Origin of the sequence: Sodalis praecaptivus (genome assembly GCF_000517425.1) — a bacterium.
Lineage (GTDB): Bacteria > Pseudomonadota > Gammaproteobacteria > Enterobacterales > Enterobacteriaceae > Sodalis_A > Sodalis_A praecaptivus.
On sequence record NZ_CP006570.1, the window covers coordinates 269,829 to 288,764 of the forward strand.

The following is an 18,936-nucleotide window of genomic DNA, read 5'->3' on the forward strand; positions in this document are numbered from 1 at the left end:
GTTTAGTCATTGTTATAGAGACCTAAACTTTTAAAGTACAACCTCTATTTTATCTGGGATGATTAACTGGGCTAAAGTAGGCAATCATACACGCTTACCCAAGCATTTGATGACAAGCCCTAGATATTGAAAATTTTAAATTGACAATGCTATAAATTAGGCGCTATAAAAATAAAAAAATTTCTTAGGAGTAATATCAGCTATGATTGAATGCCGTATGCAGCAATTAAATAATAATATAGACATTGATGGTTTCATAAGAAAAAATGATGGTTTTATTAGAAAGGTTATGGATAGCGACATATTAATAAAACCAATCAATGTAAGAAACACTGTTCCATCACTTACTTCATTTTCTTCAGAATCTTTATCAAATAATGACATCTTCTCAAAGATAACAGAAGTAAGAAACTTAACAGAATCTCTCTCTTTAAATGAAAAAGTAGAAAAAGAATTAATTGATGCTCTATGCCTCGCGTTGATAGAGTTTAAAAAAGAAGAAAGTTTAGATTTTGCAAAATATCTAGCCTTTTGCTCTGCTGAAGGAAAACATCCATGGCATATTTCTACTATGATGGAGGGTCACGGATTTTATTCGGACTATTACAAACGTAACGATAGAAATGAACGAGTAATTAACGAGCATAGTCTTTATAAGAAAGCATCAATGCTGATGTCTAAAAACAAAACATTATTGAAAATGGCTAGCGATGGAAAAAATATTAATGACATCATGACGGAATACAATTTGAGCAACATCACCAAAAAAGAACGAGAAACACTTGAAATGGCAGCAATTTGCGGAAAATTTAGAGAGCGCATTAAAAACGGCGAAAGCTTTCAAGTCCTTGCAGAAGAACAAGGAATACGAGAAAAAGATATTATTCTAAAACTCATAGCAATTGCAATTGAAAATGGGCATCCCCGTACGTGACGTTTTTCTCATGTTTTTCCAAAAAGACTAACATTCTCCTTGTCTTTTAAAGCGGGGAGCATATCAAAGATAAATAAAAATAGGCATGAAAAAAATGATCATACCCATTCATCCTTTTTTCTTAGGTAAGAGCAATGGCTGCGTCACCCTTCCGACAACTGGCGAATGTTGTAATAATAATGACATTATAAGAGAAATAATTACGGTGAGAAATATAATGACGGATAGCAATAAACTATCATTGCAGTCAATGTCGGCCAAAGTAATATCTACAATCATATTCAATAAACTACAATCATCTGATAACGTAAATGTGAACGCTGTCGTATCCTTCTTTGAGGATAAAAATGCCTTGGCTCCAGCTGTAAGAAAGAAAATCAAAAAACAACTCTATAATAAGCTTATTAAGGTAACTGTTGAAAATAATCCCGTAATGGCATCACAAATAGCTATTATCCGAGTTGAGCACGGTCAACCCTGTGATAAGGTCGCAAATGATCATGGCTTAAGCCGTGATGATGGTAAAAGGTTGGAAGTTTATTCAATCTTCGGCCCTGGAAAAAAAAGAGTTAAAGATGGAGAATCCTGTGACAGTGTTTGTAAAGATCTGGTGATAAAATCAAGCGCTCGTCGATTTTTGGAAATAATAGCTATAAATGCAGGGCCAATGAGAAAAGAACTTTCTGAAGGAAAACCTCTTACAGATCTTTGTAATAAATATGGAATAGTGAAAACCCGTGCTATTGACGGCCTTGAGGGCGGTATACTATGGCAGCCTGATCGGCTTGAACATCCCTATTTCCTCTGAATACTGCTGTAAAAGAAAGACTAACTTAAAGAGTCTCAAGCATCACTGTTTATAGCCGCGCCTAATACCGCTACACTTTTATAAGGCCAGGGAACGAACTGACGGCTTCCATAAAACGAGGAACCCTGCTCAGCAACTGCCACATTGAACGGCAATGGTAGTCACGGGTTACAATGTAGGGCAGCGCCTGCCATAACCGCTCACCCTGGGTCACCGACGGTGAGTAAACAGGCTGATAAATGGCCCTGAACTTCGGGTTTGATTTCAGCCAGCGCTGAGTTTCGCGGCTTTTGTGGATGATGTCGTTATCGACAATCAGCATGTTCGTTTTTGTCCGGCGATAACCCGCCTCCAGTAGCTACAGCAGGTTGATAAACAGCACCGAATTTTTGCTGTTGCCGCCAGCGTAACTGACTTTGCCCGTTCCGTTGTGCAGCGCTCCTGCCAGATGATATTTTTCATTTTGCCCCGTGCTACCAGCGTATTTGCTGCCCGCGCTGTTGCCAGTCTGCATCGATTTTTGGATTGAGGTAAATATCCACTTCATCTTAATAAAAGACCGGATAATCTGCGCGGGCGGCGGTGCAGGACCACCGTAGGTATAATTTTTATGATAACGGTGAATAGACTTAACAGCCATTCACTACAATTAGAATGAGGTTAGCGGAACACGAACTGCCGGTCTGCGCCGCGTGAGCGCTGACCGGCATTCGGCATAAAATACAGTTGCTCGATGCGTGCCAAATTTCGATGCTGAGGAAGCATGGTTCAATGACGCAGTTGTTGCAGGTCATTGTCGGACAAACCTGTCATTTCCATGACTGTCGCGCGATCAATGCCGCGCTGTATCATAGTACGGGCAATTTTTAAGGTAGCTTCACGCTCACCTTTCTCAATACCGCGTTGTTCACCACGTTGTTCACCAAGTTGGATACCCTCAGCCCGCCCTTTCTCAAGCCCTTTCTCAAGCCCTTTCTCGAGCCCTTTCTGTTCGAGCTGTTGTGCGATGGTCATCAGTTGATCCCCGTGTTGCGGCACTCGCTGTGCCAGGTCGCGTACAAAGGCTTCGGCATCGGAGGATTCGCCGGCCTGCAATAGATAGTATACCAGCGAAATCACCTGGGGCGAAGCCAGCCAGTCTTCCATCAGCAACGTCGCCAGTTTGTCGGTCAGCTCCGCCAAATCGCGCTGGTGAATATGCTTCTGCAGCAGAGTCAGCGCCGCCATGCTCCGGTGAGTCATTATTTCATCATCTGGGATGACCGTCACGTCAACCAGCGGAAAATCGCCGCTATAGAGTTTACCAGCCAGGTCAGGGTCGTCAAACTCCCGCAGCCAGTTGGTGGAATAGGGATACGGGCTGCGCCGGCCAGTATAAAACAGTATCGGGATAACCAACGGTAGCGTTTTGTTCCCCGCTTCCAGATGACGTTGCATCGCCGCCACCGCATAGCGTAGCAACCTGAACGCCATGTGTTTATCCGGTGTCGACTGATGCTCAATAAGCACATGGACGTAGGCATCACCGGCGGTGGTCTTCAAACTGTACAGCACGTCGCTGAAATACTGACGTAGATCTTCCTCGACAAAACTCCCAGATTCTAGCTTAAGCGTGTTCAGGTCACATATAGCCCTCAGTTCTGCGGGCAAATGGATTTCCATAAAGTCACGGGCAATGGCCGGTTGGGTCAGAAACTGCCTGAACGTGGAGTCATGTGGGGTAGGCGTACTGTTTTTTTTCTTCATATGCGTCGTCGCTGCGTTGCTGGAACGGACAGACTCTATCATAAATCAAGCGTAACTTCTGCCGACAACAAAACGACGTGGAACCTTCATATTCTAAATCAATCAATTATTTACTTTAATTGCTTAGATTATGATTAACTCACCCCTATTTTTGACCTCGAACTGTCCTAAGCTAGATTGAGGTTGACCTTTTTCCCGAAAATAACGTAAAGAGCAAAGATTAATAGAATTCCACGAATGAGTCCGACCAATAAATCCATGCCATCAGGCGCGTCGTTTGACAGGTCATTTTTACATATATCAAAGAATAGAATATTTAGAAAAAAAGTCGTTATAGCTATAGCTATTGGGTATCTTATCTCCAAGTCCCTCATTCTTTTTACAGTAAGAAGAATAGTGACATAAATACAGAAAAGTATTGCAATAGAGATAATAACAAACTTAACGTTGCCTATTAACGAGAAATCTTCAACGATCTTGGAGAGATAATTTGCTAAATATAAGTGTATGATCAGAACAAGCACACTATAGGAAAAGTACTTTATCCGTCCCAACGTACCATACCTGAAACCCTTGAAACAATCAAAATATAGTTTGCTTATCAACTTAACAGACTCCTACTTTATTAGTTTAAATGCGAATGGTTGTGAAACTGAATGCTTCATGCGAAAACTAAATTCAATCACTTTGATTGTTTTAAAAAAAATAATATAAAATATTGAAAAAGTCCACTCACACCCAGAAGTAATACAATAAATTAATTTAAGGAAATACATCATCGACTCATCCGCAAATATAATCTGCCTGTTTAATCCCTTACGCGGGTCTAACCAGAAGACAGCCAGACAACGCCTTATCAGGTTTATATTTAAACTAGCCTCGCGTCAGGGGGCGAGCACCCGTTGGGGAGAGACAGCGTGGTGGGTACAAACCAGAGTCGACCAGCTCGTCTGGTGGCCCTGCGAGAAATGAAACGACAGACCTCAGCGGACAACCTCGCAAAAATAATTAAAATACATTTACCAAATGGGGCATCACATTACCCTTTTTACCTGATTCTTCCAATTCCGTGTAACGTGCATCATTTGCATCGGGCAGCTGCTGACTTCGCTGCCGATAATGAGCCAAACGCGCCGCAAAATAGGCCCTGAAATGCTCAGGCTGTTGCCTTGCCACGGCTTACGCCAATACCGGCAGCATCGTCCGCTCTTTATAGGCGACGCCGACCGCCGCCAGGTCGACAGCCACCTGCTCTTGTTATTCGCTCGACAATTCAACGATATCCCACGTTAACATCATAAACTCCAATAATGATAAAATAGAGAATAACCGCATATAACAGCCTGCCCCGGTGGCAATAAATAAAGCTTAACACGAGATACAGAGCCATCGGCGCGGCGACTCGCCTCACCGGCAGGCGCAGCCTGCCCTGGGTGAGCGTGCAGAAGAGAGAAATACTCACTTTCTCACTAACGACGCCAGAAACAAGGCAGACCTGCCGCTCCGGGATGAAATCAATCCGGCGCAGCGCCAATCGCGTCACATTTTGTATGCGTACCGATAAACTGCCTTAGCTGAATATCATGTAACGTAAATTAGCACGTCAGCATGGTATTGCCGCATGCATGATGAGCCCAGAAACGGCGATTAATCGCTAATGCCGTCAGGATAATGTTCGCGTCATTCGCGCACACCCTTTACTTAAACCCTTTTCATTATTGACAACTATCAAGCGGACACCTTCTGGCATCATGTGCCCCCTCCTCCCGTCAGACGCTTGAAGCGCCAGCATCCGCTGTTGTAGAGGATGATTCGTTCGGCAAGTGCAGAAACCTACATTTCAGCATTGTGAAAATCATTTCCAAAAAGGTATGGCAGAAAAAAACATCTAGTTCATTATAGTATCAAGAAGATGCTGAAAAGGTTTTCTCTCATGAGCTATTTGCCCTCTTGCAAAATACTATAATGGTGTTTTTATAACACTAAGCGGCCTTGTGATGGGCGTCCTAGGCTGCAGCATTATCATCCAGGCGGTTTTTTTCCAAACTAGTTCTTATATAGATTGTAACTAGCGATACTCTAATGTTTAGAATTCTCATATTACTAAAAATGCAGAGCCGCGTGTGACAACAGCTGATGAGTAAATATTGGAATTCTTCCTTTACTAAGTTGGTTTTATTATAATATTTCGATTCTGGCCAGACCGAGATGTTATCCTATGATGCTATACTTATATCTTCATATCATCGCCGCCTTACTTTTTTTGGGAAATACGCTCCTGCTTTAGCAAAAACAGACAACTGACAATAATGATGAAAACGTAAAATTTCCAATAATGATATCAATAAAAGTAATTTTATTGAATATTATGAACCATGCATGTATAATTAAAATGATCCCAACCATCATTCATGGTATGCATTTCTTAGCCTTTCACGCTTTCATCTTGAGTCATTGAATTTGCTCTCTTACTAGCGAATATAATGAATTCCTAAGTAAAGAGTCGCCGGAATCATTGACTATTGCTATTAATTTAGATAGCTATACTGATCATACGTCATCAAAAACGGTAGCCGATGCCTACAACAAAACCATTAGTATTTCCGGCGTTTGATTGTTTAACATCACCAAAGATAGGAACCTCGCCTTTAGTTTCAATTTTATTACGGCTACCCTCATAACTCAAATCAACAACAAGATTCGGCATCGGATTGATTTGCACCCCCACTGAATATGCGAGCCCAGTGCCGCTTTGGTTGAGGTTTACGTTCTTATCCAAGGAACTATTTCCAGCGCTTATTGATGATTTAATATCAATATCACCTTTATAATGGCTAATTCCCGCCAAGCCATAGAAGGATATATAATCATTCACTCGATAAGCCGGCCCTGTTAAAAGTGAAAACTTCTTGACAGAATAATCTACATTTATTTTGTGTGGATTTGAAGGCCCTGTTTCTAAATGATTAACCTGCCCATTAATCGGTATAGATGAAGAACCCGTACTATAACTAAGCGAACCAATCAGGCTAAGGGGAGAATCCCATTCATACCGATATTTGATATTGAATCCGTTTAACTTAGGCAAATTACGCTCAATGATGTCTTGTTCATTCCCATTGGGTTCATTACCACTCCCTAAGCCGATGTTACTCCACATATAACCAACAGATATGCTATGATTCTCCGCAGAAGCGAATAAAGGAAATAGTAGAACGGCGCATAGGAAAGGTAGTTTAACTTTATCATTCATTAGTTATATTCCAATTACTTCGTTAAGTTTATTAAGATGACAGATAGTTATGACTGACTTGCGCGCAAATAATACATATTTATTTTAAATATTGAATAAACAGCGCTAACTTAATTGAAAGGGCAAGTATTATATTAACGTCGTCGCACACTTTTGTCATATTGTAAATTAAGAAATTGGCAGAGATTACTAATAAAATTATTATTTTAAATATTATTTATTAGGTTATTGTGAACATATATAAATTACCAAAGTATCATAGATTTGCAAATATTTATTTCATATCTACTATCAATTCGATTTACTTCTATTTGCCGAATATGATTTCTGAATTCTAATGAATACAAAAAAATTTTCTAAACTAAGGGATTTACCCGCATACACTTTTATTTCTACACATATCGAAGTGGTCGGCACTCATTGGGACACTCCAATATACGGCAGGATCATTTACTGACATAAGGGCAGTCCATAAATGATTATGAGATGTATGTTAAATCCGTGGCGATTTAACACGTTAGTCGCCGATGAGGGTCTGCTTTCTATCACGAATTAACACAGTTGCCGCCCTGCTCGTTAGCGCAAGTTTACGCTCTATTGAGCCTTAGCCACCCCTAAAGCTCAATCGTGACGTAAGATGCTACCATCGCTTATTTGTCACAGCCACGCGCCTTGTGCCTGCGTCCCGATGAATAGGATTACTCAATACGGCTCATGATATCCGCCGTCGTGGTGACTTCGGCAAATTCATAGGCCATCGCACTTAACGAAATACGCTGTACGTCCGCAGCGCTGACTGCGCCAAACCCCATATCCGGATAAGGCATGGCGGCATTAGCATCACTCAACGCAATCATTTTGTATTCCCGATGTACGCCGTCACGGAGGGTAGTTTCGCAACAAACATTGGTTACCGTACCGCACACTATTAGGGTATCGATATCTTTCATCCGCAAAATAGCGTCCAAATCCGTATTGTGAAACCCGCTGTAGAAAAGCTTATCGACCACGATATCGCCCGGTTGCGGATAAAGTGCGTCGATTATTTCAACTGAGGGATTATCACGCCCCAATAGTTCATTCACGTTCGGATAGAGATCCCGCATCCGACCGGTATCGCTGCCGTCACCACGTACCACATGGCGTAAGTATATGACCGGCATAGCGTGCTGGCGCATCAGCGCGCTCAAACTGGCAATATTATCGATAATGTTGGCCGTAGTCGGGACGTACAGCCCTTCACCCTCAACGCAAAAAACCCTCTGCATATCCACTACAATCAGCGCCGTACGTTTACGATTAATCTCCCAGGTCACTTTCTTCATCATTTTACTGCTCCATCTCTCATCAACACGCGGCTCTCACGGATAAAAACATTGACAATAAGATTCAATAAAATCAGCAGGATAACACCCATCATCATCGGCTGTGCGACAATACCTTTGGCCGCATCCGGCAGTAACGCCAGCACATTGGCAGGCAAGTACATGCTTCCCATAGAGAGGATAAAAGCAGGCGCGGCGACGGCAAGATTCAGTTCATCCCAATGAATGCGTGCCATCATCTGGACCCCGCTAATGGCGATAATGCCAAACAGGATGGATGACGCGGCAGAGAGCACTGGGCCGGGCAAGCTGGCGAGCAGCAGCCCCACCTGTGGCAACATCCCCAGCGCCAGAGCCATTACTCCTGCGGTTAAAGTGACAAAGCGGCTTCCTACACGTGAGACACGAATAATTCCTACGTTTTCCGGATACGAGGTGGTGCCAAGTCCCCCTGCCGCCGCACCGATCGCACAGCCCACAAATTCGGTAAACAGCCCTTGGTTAACCCGCTGAGTTGTCAGCGTCTGCCCTCCCCAGTCAGCCAGCAGCGAATACATTCCCATGGCTTCGGCGGAAGCCTGCAAAAACGCTAACATCATCAACAACACCACCGGAAACGAAACACCAAAGCCAAAGGCGAAGAAACCGGGGAGCGAGACCAACGGCGTATGGGCGAAGTTCGGCAATTGCCAGGGCGTCAGGATATTAAACGCCAGCACGCCAACGATAATGCCCCACAGCAACGCCCCGCGTTTTATCACCTCTAGGCGGCCAAAGACCATGCAGCCGATAACGGTCAATACCGTCACCAGCGCTGCCATCGCACTGGTGCCAACAGTGCCGCCGCTTGCCGTGCTAAACCAGCCGCCAGGGCCGATGCTGGCCAGCTGTGCACCTATAATGACCAGCAGGCAACCGAAGACGATGGGCGGGGAAATGAACCGGATAAGCAGGCCGACAACCCCCAGGCGCTTTAGGGGCAAAGAGAGCGCGGCAAAGATAAGCGCCGCGACGAACATGGAACCGAAGGTCGTCCCCAGCCCCACCGAATGGGCCGAGCCTAGCACCGCAACCATAAAAGCCGCCGTAGGACCTTGAACCACCGGCAGCCGCAGCAGCCGGCCGGATTGCAAAATAGTGACAATGCCGGTGGTAAAAAAGCAGGCTTGCACCATCATACCTGTCTGCTGGCTGTTAAGGTTCAAAGCTGAGCCGATAATCACCGGGAAAACCCAGATACCGGTAAGGGCGAGAAGATGCTGCAGCGCGAGCATGAGGGTCTGTGTGCGAGGCAGCTTATCTTCAATCCCTACTGACAATGTTTCTTCTGATGTATTGAACATGCTGTTACCTGTCAAAGATGCGATGGTTTTTGTTATGTTGCTGGCCCTCTCTGACAGGCAAAAACTATGCCGTATACTGACGAATAGTAGATATTTATATGATATCTGATGATTTATATTTGATATACTGCAATTATCCAGAAGACTAAACGCTAGCCATGCACCGACAACATGCATGCCTGCGGTCTTTGCACCAGGATGGAAGATGACCGACGAAGAATTGGATATGGCGAATATCTGGCAGCGACCAGGGTACCTGATTCGCCGACTGAACCAGATTCATCACGCAATTTTCAATGATGTGTTGAGCGGGGAAATCACGCCGTTGCAATACGGGCTGCTCACCGTGCTTAACACCCAACAGGGGCTGGATCAGACCGCGCTGACCGTAGAGCTGGGTGCTGACCGCACTACCCTGGCCGCTACCATTGAGTTGCTGGAGAAACGCGCGCTATTGTCACGGGATACCCATTTCAGCGATAGACGGCGAAAGGTGGTCAACATCACGCTCAAAGGTAAGCGCCTACTGGAGAAAACCCAGCAACAGATGCACGACGCCCAGTTGCAATTGCTCGCCCCGTTACCGCCGGAAGCTCGGCGGCAATTTGTCGCCATGATGAAGGTGCTGGTAGAGGGAAATAATCACATTACCCGCGTTTCGGTGAAGTATTTCGAGTAGCACCGCGGCAAAAAACGATTAGTTTGTTACCGGTTACAGCATAAAATTTTTACATCGTTTTTAGCAGATTAATTTTTACATCGCTCTTAGCAGCTTCCTTTCGTTACGGATGGCAATGTCTCTCGGCCATGCATAATTATTTGCGTGAACGTCTTTAGGGTGTTGTAACTAAACACGGAGAACATCCCTACTACTTTCCTCGGTAGTTTCTGCGAGCAAAAATGCACAGTCAGCAATTCAACAACCCCTACCCTTCGGCAGCGATGGGGTAAACAAGATGCTCAGGAGTAACCGGTTTTCGTTTAAAACGGTATGCACAACAGCCTGAAAGCCGACACAGCAAATCATTTCGCCTAAAAATTTAGCTGTCATCACTGCGTGCTAGCTTGCACTCTTTTTTTTCCACCTTAAACTCATTTCATAAGGTGATGGCGTTCCACCTTACCTTAACCGCCCTCAGGGCTGATGACGCCTGTCATAACTCTTGAAATCCAGGAGGTATGTCGGGTTGTCTGAAGTCTCCTCCGCCTGCGTACTTCCCTTCTAGAAGGACGCAGCCGTGATTCACGTTTTCGGACATACCCATCCTGACAGCGATGCCATCTGCACCGCTCTGGTAACCTCATACTGGCTTACCTCTCAGCAGCGTCCCGCTAGCGCATGGCGCCTGGGCAGCGCAAATCCAGAAACCCGCTTTATTTTTGAATTCGCGGGCATGGATTTGCCTCCTCAACTCACTATCCCCCTCAACGGCAAACAGGTCTGGCTGGTCGACTTTAGCGAACCGGCACAAGGACCTGTCGACCTGCTACAGAGCGACATCACCGGTATAATCGACCATCACCGGCTGGGCGGTATCGTGACGCAAATGCCTCCTGAGGTCTGGATAAAACCGGTAGGGAGCAGCGCCACGCAGCTGTGGCTGATTATGGAAGATGACAGCCGGCGAACACTTCCGCCCGCACACGCTGTATTACTATTGGGAGCACTGCTCAGCGACACGGTCAACCTGCGCTCCCCTACCACCACGCAGGCCGATATCCGCTCGGCCACGGAGCTCAGCGTACTGTCAGGCGTGAACCGCAAAGTTTTTGCCTACCGCCTGCTGAGTGCAAAAACAGACATCACCGGCCTGTCTGCAGAAGAGCTGCTAAACAGGGACCTCAAGGCGTTTGTGATTGCCGGTACGGATGTACGTATTGCCCAGTTGGAAGTTCACTCCCCTGACCAGGTTTCACCCTTAATGAAAGAGTTGCACCAGGCAATGACCTGTCTGGCGGAACAAAGTGGTGCAGGCCTTGTGGTGCTGATGATAACCGACATTTCTCACAATTTTTTAACACTTTATTTCGCCGGTCGGGAGAGTGCTAACGCGGCCTCCTGTTCGGTACCGGGCATGCTCAGCAGAAAGAAGCAGCTTCTGCCGTGGCTGGAATCCCAACTCCACCTGAGCAGGAGTCATTTATGAAAGTCTACACCCATGCATTGATACTCGTTCACGGTAAGGATGATGGTATTCCCCTGCTTGCGCAGGCCGTTGCGCTGGCGGAGCCGCTCAAGATGAAAATAACCCTTGCTCACGTCAGCGAAGACTATCGTGTAATGAATTATGTGTCTGACAGCGTGATGAACGATGTGGTGTCGGAAGACATCATCAAAGCTAAAGCGCTGCTCGACGAGCTGGCCGCCTCCACGCCTGAAAAAGTGGATACACGTGAACTGGTGACCCTGCGGCGATTTGAGGATGTGGAGAAATGCATTGCCGAGCTCGGCGTTGACCTCGTCATCGCCGGCCACAGAAATCGGTTTATGGGAGCACTTACCTCCCGTTCAGCGGAATATATAAACCACCTCAGTGTGGACGTCCTTATCAGACACCTCCACCACTGATTCAGAGGAGATAAACATGAGCTTTGTTCTGGAAAAAGTGACAGCCCGCGAAATTCTTGATTCGCGAGGTAACCCCACCATTGAGATTGAAGCCTTTACCTCTGACGACCAAATGGCCCGGGCGTCGGTGCCGTCCGGCGCCAGCACCGGCTCCCGCGAAGCGGTGGAGAGACGGGACGGCGACAAGAAACGTTTTGGGGGCAAGGGAGTACGGGATGCCGTCAACTCGGTGAACACGGAAATATGCGGGGCAGTAAAGGGTACGGACGTTCGCGAGCAGCGTCAGTTGGATAACTTGCTGCTGGCGCTCGATGGTACGGAAAATAAAAGCCGACTGGGTGCCAACGCCATTCTCGGCGTATCGCTGGCAGCGGCCCGACTGGCTGCACAGAATACTCGCCAGTCGCTCTGGCGCTACCTCGGCGGCTTGCAGGCAAATCTGCTACCCGTACCCTGCATGAATATCATTAACGGTGGCGTCCACGCCCGCGGCCAGGGTGCCGATTTCCAGGAATTCATGATAGCGCCCCACGGCGCGCCGACGCTCGCTGAGGCCGTACGTCAGGGGAATGAGGTATATCAGGCGCTGCGCCTGCTTTTGCTGGAAAAGAATCTGTCGACAGCCGTAGGGGATGAGGGAGGCTTTGCGCCATCCGTCTCGTCAAACCGGGAGCCGTTGGAATTTATCGTTCATGCCATAGAGAAGGCGGGATACCGGCCCGGTGAGGATATCAGCATCTGTATAGATCCCGCATCCAGTGAATTTTACCGGGATGGCCGTTATCATCTGCACAGTGAAGGCAGTGCCCTCAGCGCACAAGAAATGACGGATTACTACGCCGGATTGATGGATGATTTTCCCATTGTATTGCTGGAAGATGGTCTCGCCGAGGATGACTGGGCAGGATGGAAATATCTGTACCAGCAGCTTGGCAGCCGTGCAGAACTGGTCGGAGATGACCTGTTCGTCACTAATGTCAAATACATCCGCCGGGGTATTGAAGAAGAGCTTGCCAGCGCCGCACTGATTAAGCTTAACCAGATTGGTACGCTTAGTGAAACTCTTGACGCGGTTGCGCTCTGCCATCAATACGGATGGGGAACCTTCATGTCGCACCGCAGCGGTGAAACCACGGACACTTTCATTGCCGATCTTACCGTGGCTTTGCGAGCCGGTCATCTAAAAACCGGTGCGCCCTGCCGGGGAGAGCGGGTTGAAAAGTATAACCAGCTGATGCGCATTGAACAGTCGCTGGGAAATAATGCTCACTACGCGGGCTTCCAGACATTTGTCCATCGCGGTTAGGCAAAGAAGTTTCAGGTGAAGGTGAATCGCACTAATATGACGATTTCACCTTTACCTGACTGAGGTATCGCCGGCTCATAGCCTCCCTGTTTGTACTGATATTTTTTTGATGTGTCGTTGCTGTGAATCCGCTTTTTGCCTGTATTATCACACTTCATCGAGCTGCATGATTCGCTGGGACTAAGCGTAAGCCTAAGCACCGCCGAGCGATTGCTGCTAACTCACGGCCTTAGCGGTGGACGGACAACATATTCGACTCTTTCCGTGAAAAGCTTTGCACTTCTCAAACAGGAATCGATACCGGTGGCGCGGTTTCCGTACGGGTTGTCGTAATTGGCGCATTAACCCTGACTGCTGCAGGTATCAGGGTCATGACTCAGTGATAAAAGCCCCTGAACAACAGCTGTTCAAATATACTGAAAGAATGTAGTGAAAACCCACACTCGCCCTTGGCAAAGTTGCGAAGGGTAAAGATCTGCTGCGAAATTGAGCTTCGGGCCTCGGGTTTTCGTCTGATGTACCTGGTGATTGACGAACAGCTAATTTTCGCAGTGATTGCAGTGGGTAAATGTGAAGGTAACGACGTCTATACCCTGTTTTGTGCAAGGTTTTGTCATTAATTTTCGCATAAACTGTTTTTTACCCGCCTGTCAACTCCTGTGAAACAACCCGGCTATTAGGCGGAAATTAACATTTGTATACTTAGGCTGCCACATCTCAAGAGGGGCATAATAGGTGTGTCATGCTTCTGCCGGAGGCCTATGCCCCAGACGACAGTAACTGTCTATTATTAAAGCTGACAGCACACATTAGCGTGACCCTTTTCGCTTTGTCACAATGTTTCCGGCTCTATCGATGCGTCACCACCGCCTTGCCTGTTTAGCGTGGTTTACCCTCGCAGGCCAGAGAAGTAGCGAGAGCATGACCCATCAAAATTTAGGGAAAGGGGCTTAGCTGTTGTGCCAGGCGGCATCGCAGGTATTGACGATGCCGCTGAGTGACAGACAGCGGGTAATACGCTGATTTATAATCGCGTTCGATATCGCCTAAGCGTTAACTCAAGATTCACCGTCCCACTCCTCCGCATCATCGGTATCAGTGATAATATCATCTGACCCGTCCTCATCTGAACTGTTGGATGCCCTTGCTTCTACCTGTCGTGCGATTATTTCGGCAATATTTTTTGGACTTGGGTTTGATAAGGCGCTGTTCTGTGATCCTGTAGACTGTTGCAAAATTGCGCGATCTCCAGGCTTCTTTAGTTTATTGATTTGCTCTTGCAGCATCTTAGAACTTATTGCAGAAGATGCCGGTAGTGTCTCAGCTATAGGGGGAGCCGGTTGTGAGCTCGCTTGTGCCATTGGGGCCCGCTGCGGTGGCGGTGGCGATGGCGGTGGCGGTGGCGGTGGCGGTGGCGGTGGCGGTGGCGGTGGCGGTGGCGGTGGCTGATTAGGCAGAATATCGGGCCTGTTTTGAGTTTGACTTAATGATGAATTGCGAACCTCCGGAAAATTAGCCTCTGATGCGTGGCTGCCTTCTGAAGCGAGAGGGTTGAGCGGCAGGTGATCATGGTACTCTCGCTCTTGGTTGGATCTGTTGTCATCGTCTTCATCTCCGCTACCATATATCGCGGCACGCCGTGATCCTAGATCGTTTCTGATAGAGGAACCGACTGTCGGCGATTCAGGGGGCTGTTTCTGACCTCTAAGATCCTCTGTTTTTTTTAGCGTATTTAATTGTTCTGGCAGCTCAGGATTTGGTTCAGAAGGCGCTGGTAGTGGCGTAGCTACAGGTGATACCGGCTGTGCTATTGGGGCCAGTAGTGGGGGCGGCGGTGGCGGCTCATGAGGCGGAATGTCGGACCGCTTTTGCGGCTGGCTTAATGATGAATGGCTATCCTCCAGAGAACCTTCTTTTAATGGTTGGCGGCTTTCTGAAGGGATCGGATTTAGCGGTTCGTTATCAGTGTACTCTCGCCCTTGGGTGGGTCTATTTTGTCCGTTCTCCTCATCCATACCATGATGAGAGGCATCTCGGGCTTCAATTTCACCTTCCTGTGCGGGACTATTTGCCAGCGATTCAGGAGGCCGCTTCTGACCGCTATGATCGGCTGGGTTTTTTAGCGGGTTTGCTTGTTCTGGCATCTCAAAACTCACATCTGGAGTTGCCGGAAGTGCCGTAGCGAGAGGTGACGCCGGTGGTGCCATTGGGGCCTGTTGTGCCATTGGGGCCTGATGTGTCATAGGGGCCTGTTGTGTCATAGGGGCCTGTTGTGTCATAGGGGCCTGTTGTGTCATAGGGGCCGGCGGTGGTGGCGGCGGCGGCGGTGGCGGTGGCGGTGGCGGTGGCGGTGGCGGTGGCGGTAGTTCATTAGGTGAAATATTGGACCTGTTTTGAGTCTGGCCTAATGATGCATTGCTATCCTCCGCAGGACCAACAGCTGAGGGTTTGCTTACTGAAATGAGCGGTTTTGATGGCGTGTCATCATTGGACTTTTCTCCTTGAGTAAGTATGCTTTCATGTTCCCCTTGAGTTGCCTTATTGCTCTGCGCGCTGACATCCTCCTCAGGCGTGGGCATAGCCTCTTCGCCGCTATCGTTATACGAGGGTTGATCCTCGGTGGTGCTATCGCTGCCCTGATGAGTCGGCGTAGTAGTGTGGCTGCTGTCAGTCTGCTGCTCCTGGTTTGAGGAATTGCCGCCGTTGGATTGGTGTTGGGTATGAGAAGAGAGGCTGCTATTGTTCGGCTGCTCCTGAGAAACCTCGTCATTGCGTATCAGTGGCCCAGGCTGCTGTAATGGCAAGACAGACACGGTTATCTCACTGCGGTTTGAGGTATTGCCACGCTCATCATCCACCACGGCAGAAACTATTATTTGATTACTCCCTGCAGGCTGATAATGGGGAAAATGGATGGCATAGGCGTGCTGGCCCAATTGCCTTAAATCCCCACCCCTGGCGCGTAACGCGTGGTCATCCCAATGAATAGACTTAAGTTTAAAAGCGCTACGGAAAGTGTATTTGAGCAGTTTCGTTTCGCCTGGATATCCCTCTATCGTCGGGGGAAGCGCAAACTCGGGCTGCAGGTTCGCCTGACGGTAATCCATAACGAGGTGATTATTGCGCTCCACTAAACGGTAACGGCCATCGGCCACTTTACCTTTCGTTGCCAGCTTGCTAGGGTCTAATTGCTGGGCTAGTGGAACGCCGAGTTGGTAATTCAGCGACAGCCCGAAAGTGGTATCACTCTTGTTATAGCGATAGAAGATGTTATCAAGGCCAAAGGTAATTAATGGCACCGGCGTATAGCCAATACCTAGCGTCAGCGCATAAGGATTGCGGCCACGTGAAGCATGCTTTCCAAAAGCGACGCTCTCACCAAAATAATGTTCAAATTTCAATTTTCCGCTAAGTTGCGGCAATGAAGGGAGCCAACCTTGCGCTCGAACATCGTAGCCAGGGGCCACGCGCTCATCGCGTTCCGCTAGGGCGTGTGAAGCGCGCCAGCCGGTAAGGCCGTAGTAGCCATTTACGGCAAGATGAAGGTAGTCTCGACGATACTCGAAACCCAATCCGAGACGTTGATGCGCCCTACCCGATATTTGCGCATCGTAGAAAGCATTATACCCCGCCAGCCAGCCGGCGCCAAAATGCCGCTGTCCGAAACCGAGATTAAGCACATTGCGGTTCTCGCTTCGGCGTAAACCGATCTGATTAAACAATAAACTTCTATCGTCCTCGTATAAGGGATAAAGTAAATCCAATGATCCACTCGAAATTTGACTATCCGATAAGGGCAGGTGTACCCGCGCTTCGCCAGCCGCTTTGTTATCGTTGGCTCTTTTATCCTTAGGTTGCGTCGGTCTTCCTGCGGGAGGCATAGGAGGACCCAACGAGGAAGACGAGCTATTCTTTCGACGCCCTGATTCAGCTGACGCGTTATGATTATGTTGATTAGGGTTAGTGGTAGCGTTGATCTCACTATTCCTCGACCATTTATTGCAGCTAATTAATGAGGTGGCTAAACTTAAGGCTGAGACATATCCTACAAATTTTCGCATAGTTATTGACTTTTATAAAAAATTGATAATTACCGGTTAACCCGGTATGCGTTTAAATAAAACAAGTAAAGCGGTCCTGTCCGTAATTTTTTTATTACGGCCAAAAAGGGCTTCACCAATAACCATCGAACCAGGGTTTTGTCATTTATCCATCCGAGCTCTCCATTGATTGAAATAAGGTACTTTTAAGTTGTGTTTCTCGCGATAACGCTTTGATGAAAAAAGCGCTTAAGCAAGGCCTAGCGCCGTCCTATACTAAAATGCCATCAGGCGGAAACCCATCAATAACCCGTTGTTTTAAATGATTTTATTTACCAGAAAGACTTCGACAATTGTAACTAAAATAGAGTGTTACTTAATTTTTTTACGGGTATGGCGACTACACTGTGGAATATTTTCATCATCGCTAACGAAAAAAAATACAAGAAATTATTGCTCTCTAATTGCAAAAAACACTTATTTCATTGTGCTCGCCGTGATGAATAAACATTAAATATCTTTGGTGATATGCGCTTTTGTTACCTCTTCACAATAAAGTTGTGTTTGTTTATTTTTGAGCTCGACCGCTCAGTGTCACAGGCGGGTGCTCAATGATATTAGACCAATAACATCCTTGTAGCCTCATACACCCGCCACAGTATGTTAACAGACCCAAAGCCATTATCGGTATCTAAGAACGACGACATAGAGGTGACCGTATTCGGCTCAAAAATATTCTGAATGTCTTTCCTCACAGCACCGTGAGTAAATTCAGGGGCCACCGCATGGGATGCTACATATTGATATTCGATTGCAGGCAAGGTTAAACAAGACAGACTTTGGAGGGCAAGACGGAGAAGGAAAAGTATCTTAACACGGGTGAAGATGTCTTGGGGTTGACTCTGAATACGATAAAACCAAATGACCCTATCTTCTCAAGCCTATCGCACGCATCATCGGCCTCTGAATGGAATCACCAAAGCGTAAGTTCTAATCGCTGATAAACACCCTATTATCGAGGGGTTTTCAGCGATTAATTTAGACATTATTTTTACGTCTAACACAAGAAAATTGCTCGGGGAGTAAAGGATATTCTGCCGCTTCAGGTAATTCAAAATGCCACCACTCGGTCGGCATGCCAACGAATCCGCCATTCAACATAACGGCGTTCAACATTAGACGATGACGCTGCGCCTCCTGCGCGACATCAGGGTGAAAAGGATGCGATTGCTTTTCCATCGCATCAAACGCTGTTCCCATGTCCAGCTCCCTACCTTCCCCATCCACCAGCGTAAGGTCAATGGCTACGCCGCGGCTGTGATTCGATCCTTGCGCCGGCGGAACGACATAATTTTCATCCGGGCAAGCATCCCATAGGTGATATTGCGCCTGTTGTGGGCGATACGCATCCAGTATCAGTAGGCGCAAACCCGCCAATTCGGCAATGTCTATACTCCGTTGCAATACGTTTGCCGCGGCCGGATGCAGTAAGGCCCTCGCCTCGCTGTAAATGGCATAACCTGCAATGTTATTTGCCGTGGCATAGCGCAAGTCGAACATGAGTGCCGGGAACCTTACCGCTAAATCGGTGAGCTGGAGATCCTGTTTCATA

Annotated in this window: 14 protein-coding genes, 1 pseudogene and 1 riboswitch; of the genes and pseudogenes, 6 read left to right on the top strand and 9 right to left on the bottom strand. The window is 47.2% G+C overall.

The annotated features are described in order from the left end of the window. The first annotated feature begins 202 nt into the window (after positions 1 to 202). Positions 203 to 934: a hypothetical protein gene (locus tag SANT_RS24395; RefSeq protein WP_148296382.1), complete on the top strand. Its 732-nt coding sequence runs from the start codon at positions 203 to 205 to the stop codon at positions 932 to 934. An 85-nt stretch (positions 935 to 1,019) separates the two neighbouring features. Then, positions 1,020 to 1,742 carry a hypothetical protein gene (locus SANT_RS22100; RefSeq protein WP_025424402.1) on the top strand — a complete coding sequence of 241 codons (723 nt, stop codon included), beginning with the start codon at positions 1,020 to 1,022 and terminating at the stop codon, positions 1,740 to 1,742. A gap of 70 nt (positions 1,743 to 1,812) precedes the next feature. On the opposite strand, the pseudogene SANT_RS23690 reads toward SANT_RS22100, so the two are convergent. The 7 genes and pseudogenes from SANT_RS23690 to SANT_RS22135 form a co-directional block, all read right to left on the bottom strand. Then, positions 1,813 to 2,311 (bottom strand): annotated as a pseudogene (locus SANT_RS23690) (transposase); the annotation flags it as partial. A 199-nt stretch (positions 2,312 to 2,510) separates the two neighbouring features. Further along, positions 2,511 to 3,488, bottom strand: a complete 978-nt coding sequence (locus SANT_RS22110; RefSeq protein ID WP_025424405.1) for an Rpn family recombination-promoting nuclease/putative transposase — start codon at positions 3,486 to 3,488, stop codon at positions 2,511 to 2,513. Positions 3,489 to 4,496: 1,008 nt separating this feature from the next. Beyond that, a complete protein-coding gene (locus SANT_RS23695) occupies positions 4,497 to 4,664 on the bottom strand; it encodes a DNA polymerase III subunit theta (RefSeq protein ID WP_420480364.1) in 168 nt (55 codons plus the stop codon). Positions 4,665 to 4,761: 97 nt separating this feature from the next. Then, positions 4,762 to 5,022 (bottom strand): hypothetical protein, encoded by a 261-nt coding sequence (locus SANT_RS24565; RefSeq protein WP_025424407.1) that lies wholly within the window; start codon positions 5,020 to 5,022, stop codon positions 4,762 to 4,764. 1,026 nt (positions 5,023 to 6,048) lie between these two features. After that, positions 6,049 to 6,741: an Ail/Lom family outer membrane beta-barrel protein gene (locus SANT_RS23705; RefSeq protein ID WP_071882093.1), complete on the bottom strand. Its 693-nt coding sequence runs from the start codon at positions 6,739 to 6,741 to the stop codon at positions 6,049 to 6,051. A 698-nt stretch (positions 6,742 to 7,439) separates the two neighbouring features. Next, complete coding sequence (locus SANT_RS22130) at positions 7,440 to 8,069, bottom strand: cysteine hydrolase family protein (RefSeq protein WP_420480365.1); 630 nt, start codon at positions 8,067 to 8,069, stop codon at positions 7,440 to 7,442. Beyond that, complete coding sequence (locus SANT_RS22135) at positions 8,066 to 9,586, bottom strand: uracil-xanthine permease family protein (protein ID WP_237234706.1); 1,521 nt, start codon at positions 9,584 to 9,586, stop codon at positions 8,066 to 8,068. The genes SANT_RS22130 and SANT_RS22135 overlap by 4 nt, the downstream gene beginning before the upstream one ends. A gap of 28 nt (positions 9,587 to 9,614) precedes the next feature. Here SANT_RS22135 and SANT_RS22140 point away from each other — a divergent pair, with 28 nt between their 5' ends. The 4 genes from SANT_RS22140 (at position 9,615) to eno (ending at position 13,284) form a co-directional block, all read left to right on the top strand. Then, complete coding sequence (locus SANT_RS22140) at positions 9,615 to 10,088, top strand: MarR family winged helix-turn-helix transcriptional regulator (protein WP_025424411.1); 474 nt, start codon at positions 9,615 to 9,617, stop codon at positions 10,086 to 10,088. A 415-nt stretch (positions 10,089 to 10,503) separates the two neighbouring features. Next, positions 10,504 to 10,570, top strand: a riboswitch (Fluoride riboswitch). Between the two features lie 77 nt (positions 10,571 to 10,647). Further along, on the top strand, positions 10,648 to 11,556 hold the full coding sequence (locus tag SANT_RS22145) for a DHHA2 domain-containing protein (RefSeq protein WP_025424412.1): 909 nt from the start codon (positions 10,648 to 10,650) through the stop codon (positions 11,554 to 11,556). Further along, a complete protein-coding gene (locus SANT_RS22150) occupies positions 11,553 to 11,978 on the top strand; it encodes a universal stress protein (RefSeq protein WP_025424413.1) in 426 nt (141 codons plus the stop codon). Before SANT_RS22145 ends, SANT_RS22150 begins: the two co-directional genes overlap by 4 nt. Positions 11,979 to 11,994: 16 nt before the next feature. Next, positions 11,995 to 13,284, top strand: coding sequence for a phosphopyruvate hydratase (gene eno / locus SANT_RS22155; RefSeq protein ID WP_025424414.1), 1,290 nt, complete (start codon positions 11,995 to 11,997; stop codon positions 13,282 to 13,284). Positions 13,285 to 14,342: 1,058 nt separating this feature from the next. On the opposite strand, the gene SANT_RS24400 is transcribed toward eno, so the two are convergent. Continuing rightward, positions 14,343 to 17,345, bottom strand: coding sequence for an inverse autotransporter beta domain-containing protein (locus tag SANT_RS24400; RefSeq protein ID WP_148296383.1), 3,003 nt, complete (start codon positions 17,343 to 17,345; stop codon positions 14,343 to 14,345). Between the two features lie 1,017 nt (positions 17,346 to 18,362). Further along, positions 18,363 to 18,935 (bottom strand): D-alanyl-D-alanine dipeptidase, encoded by a 573-nt coding sequence (gene ddpX / locus SANT_RS22165; RefSeq protein ID WP_025424416.1) that lies wholly within the window; start codon positions 18,933 to 18,935, stop codon positions 18,363 to 18,365. Position 18,936 lies beyond the last annotated feature (1 nt).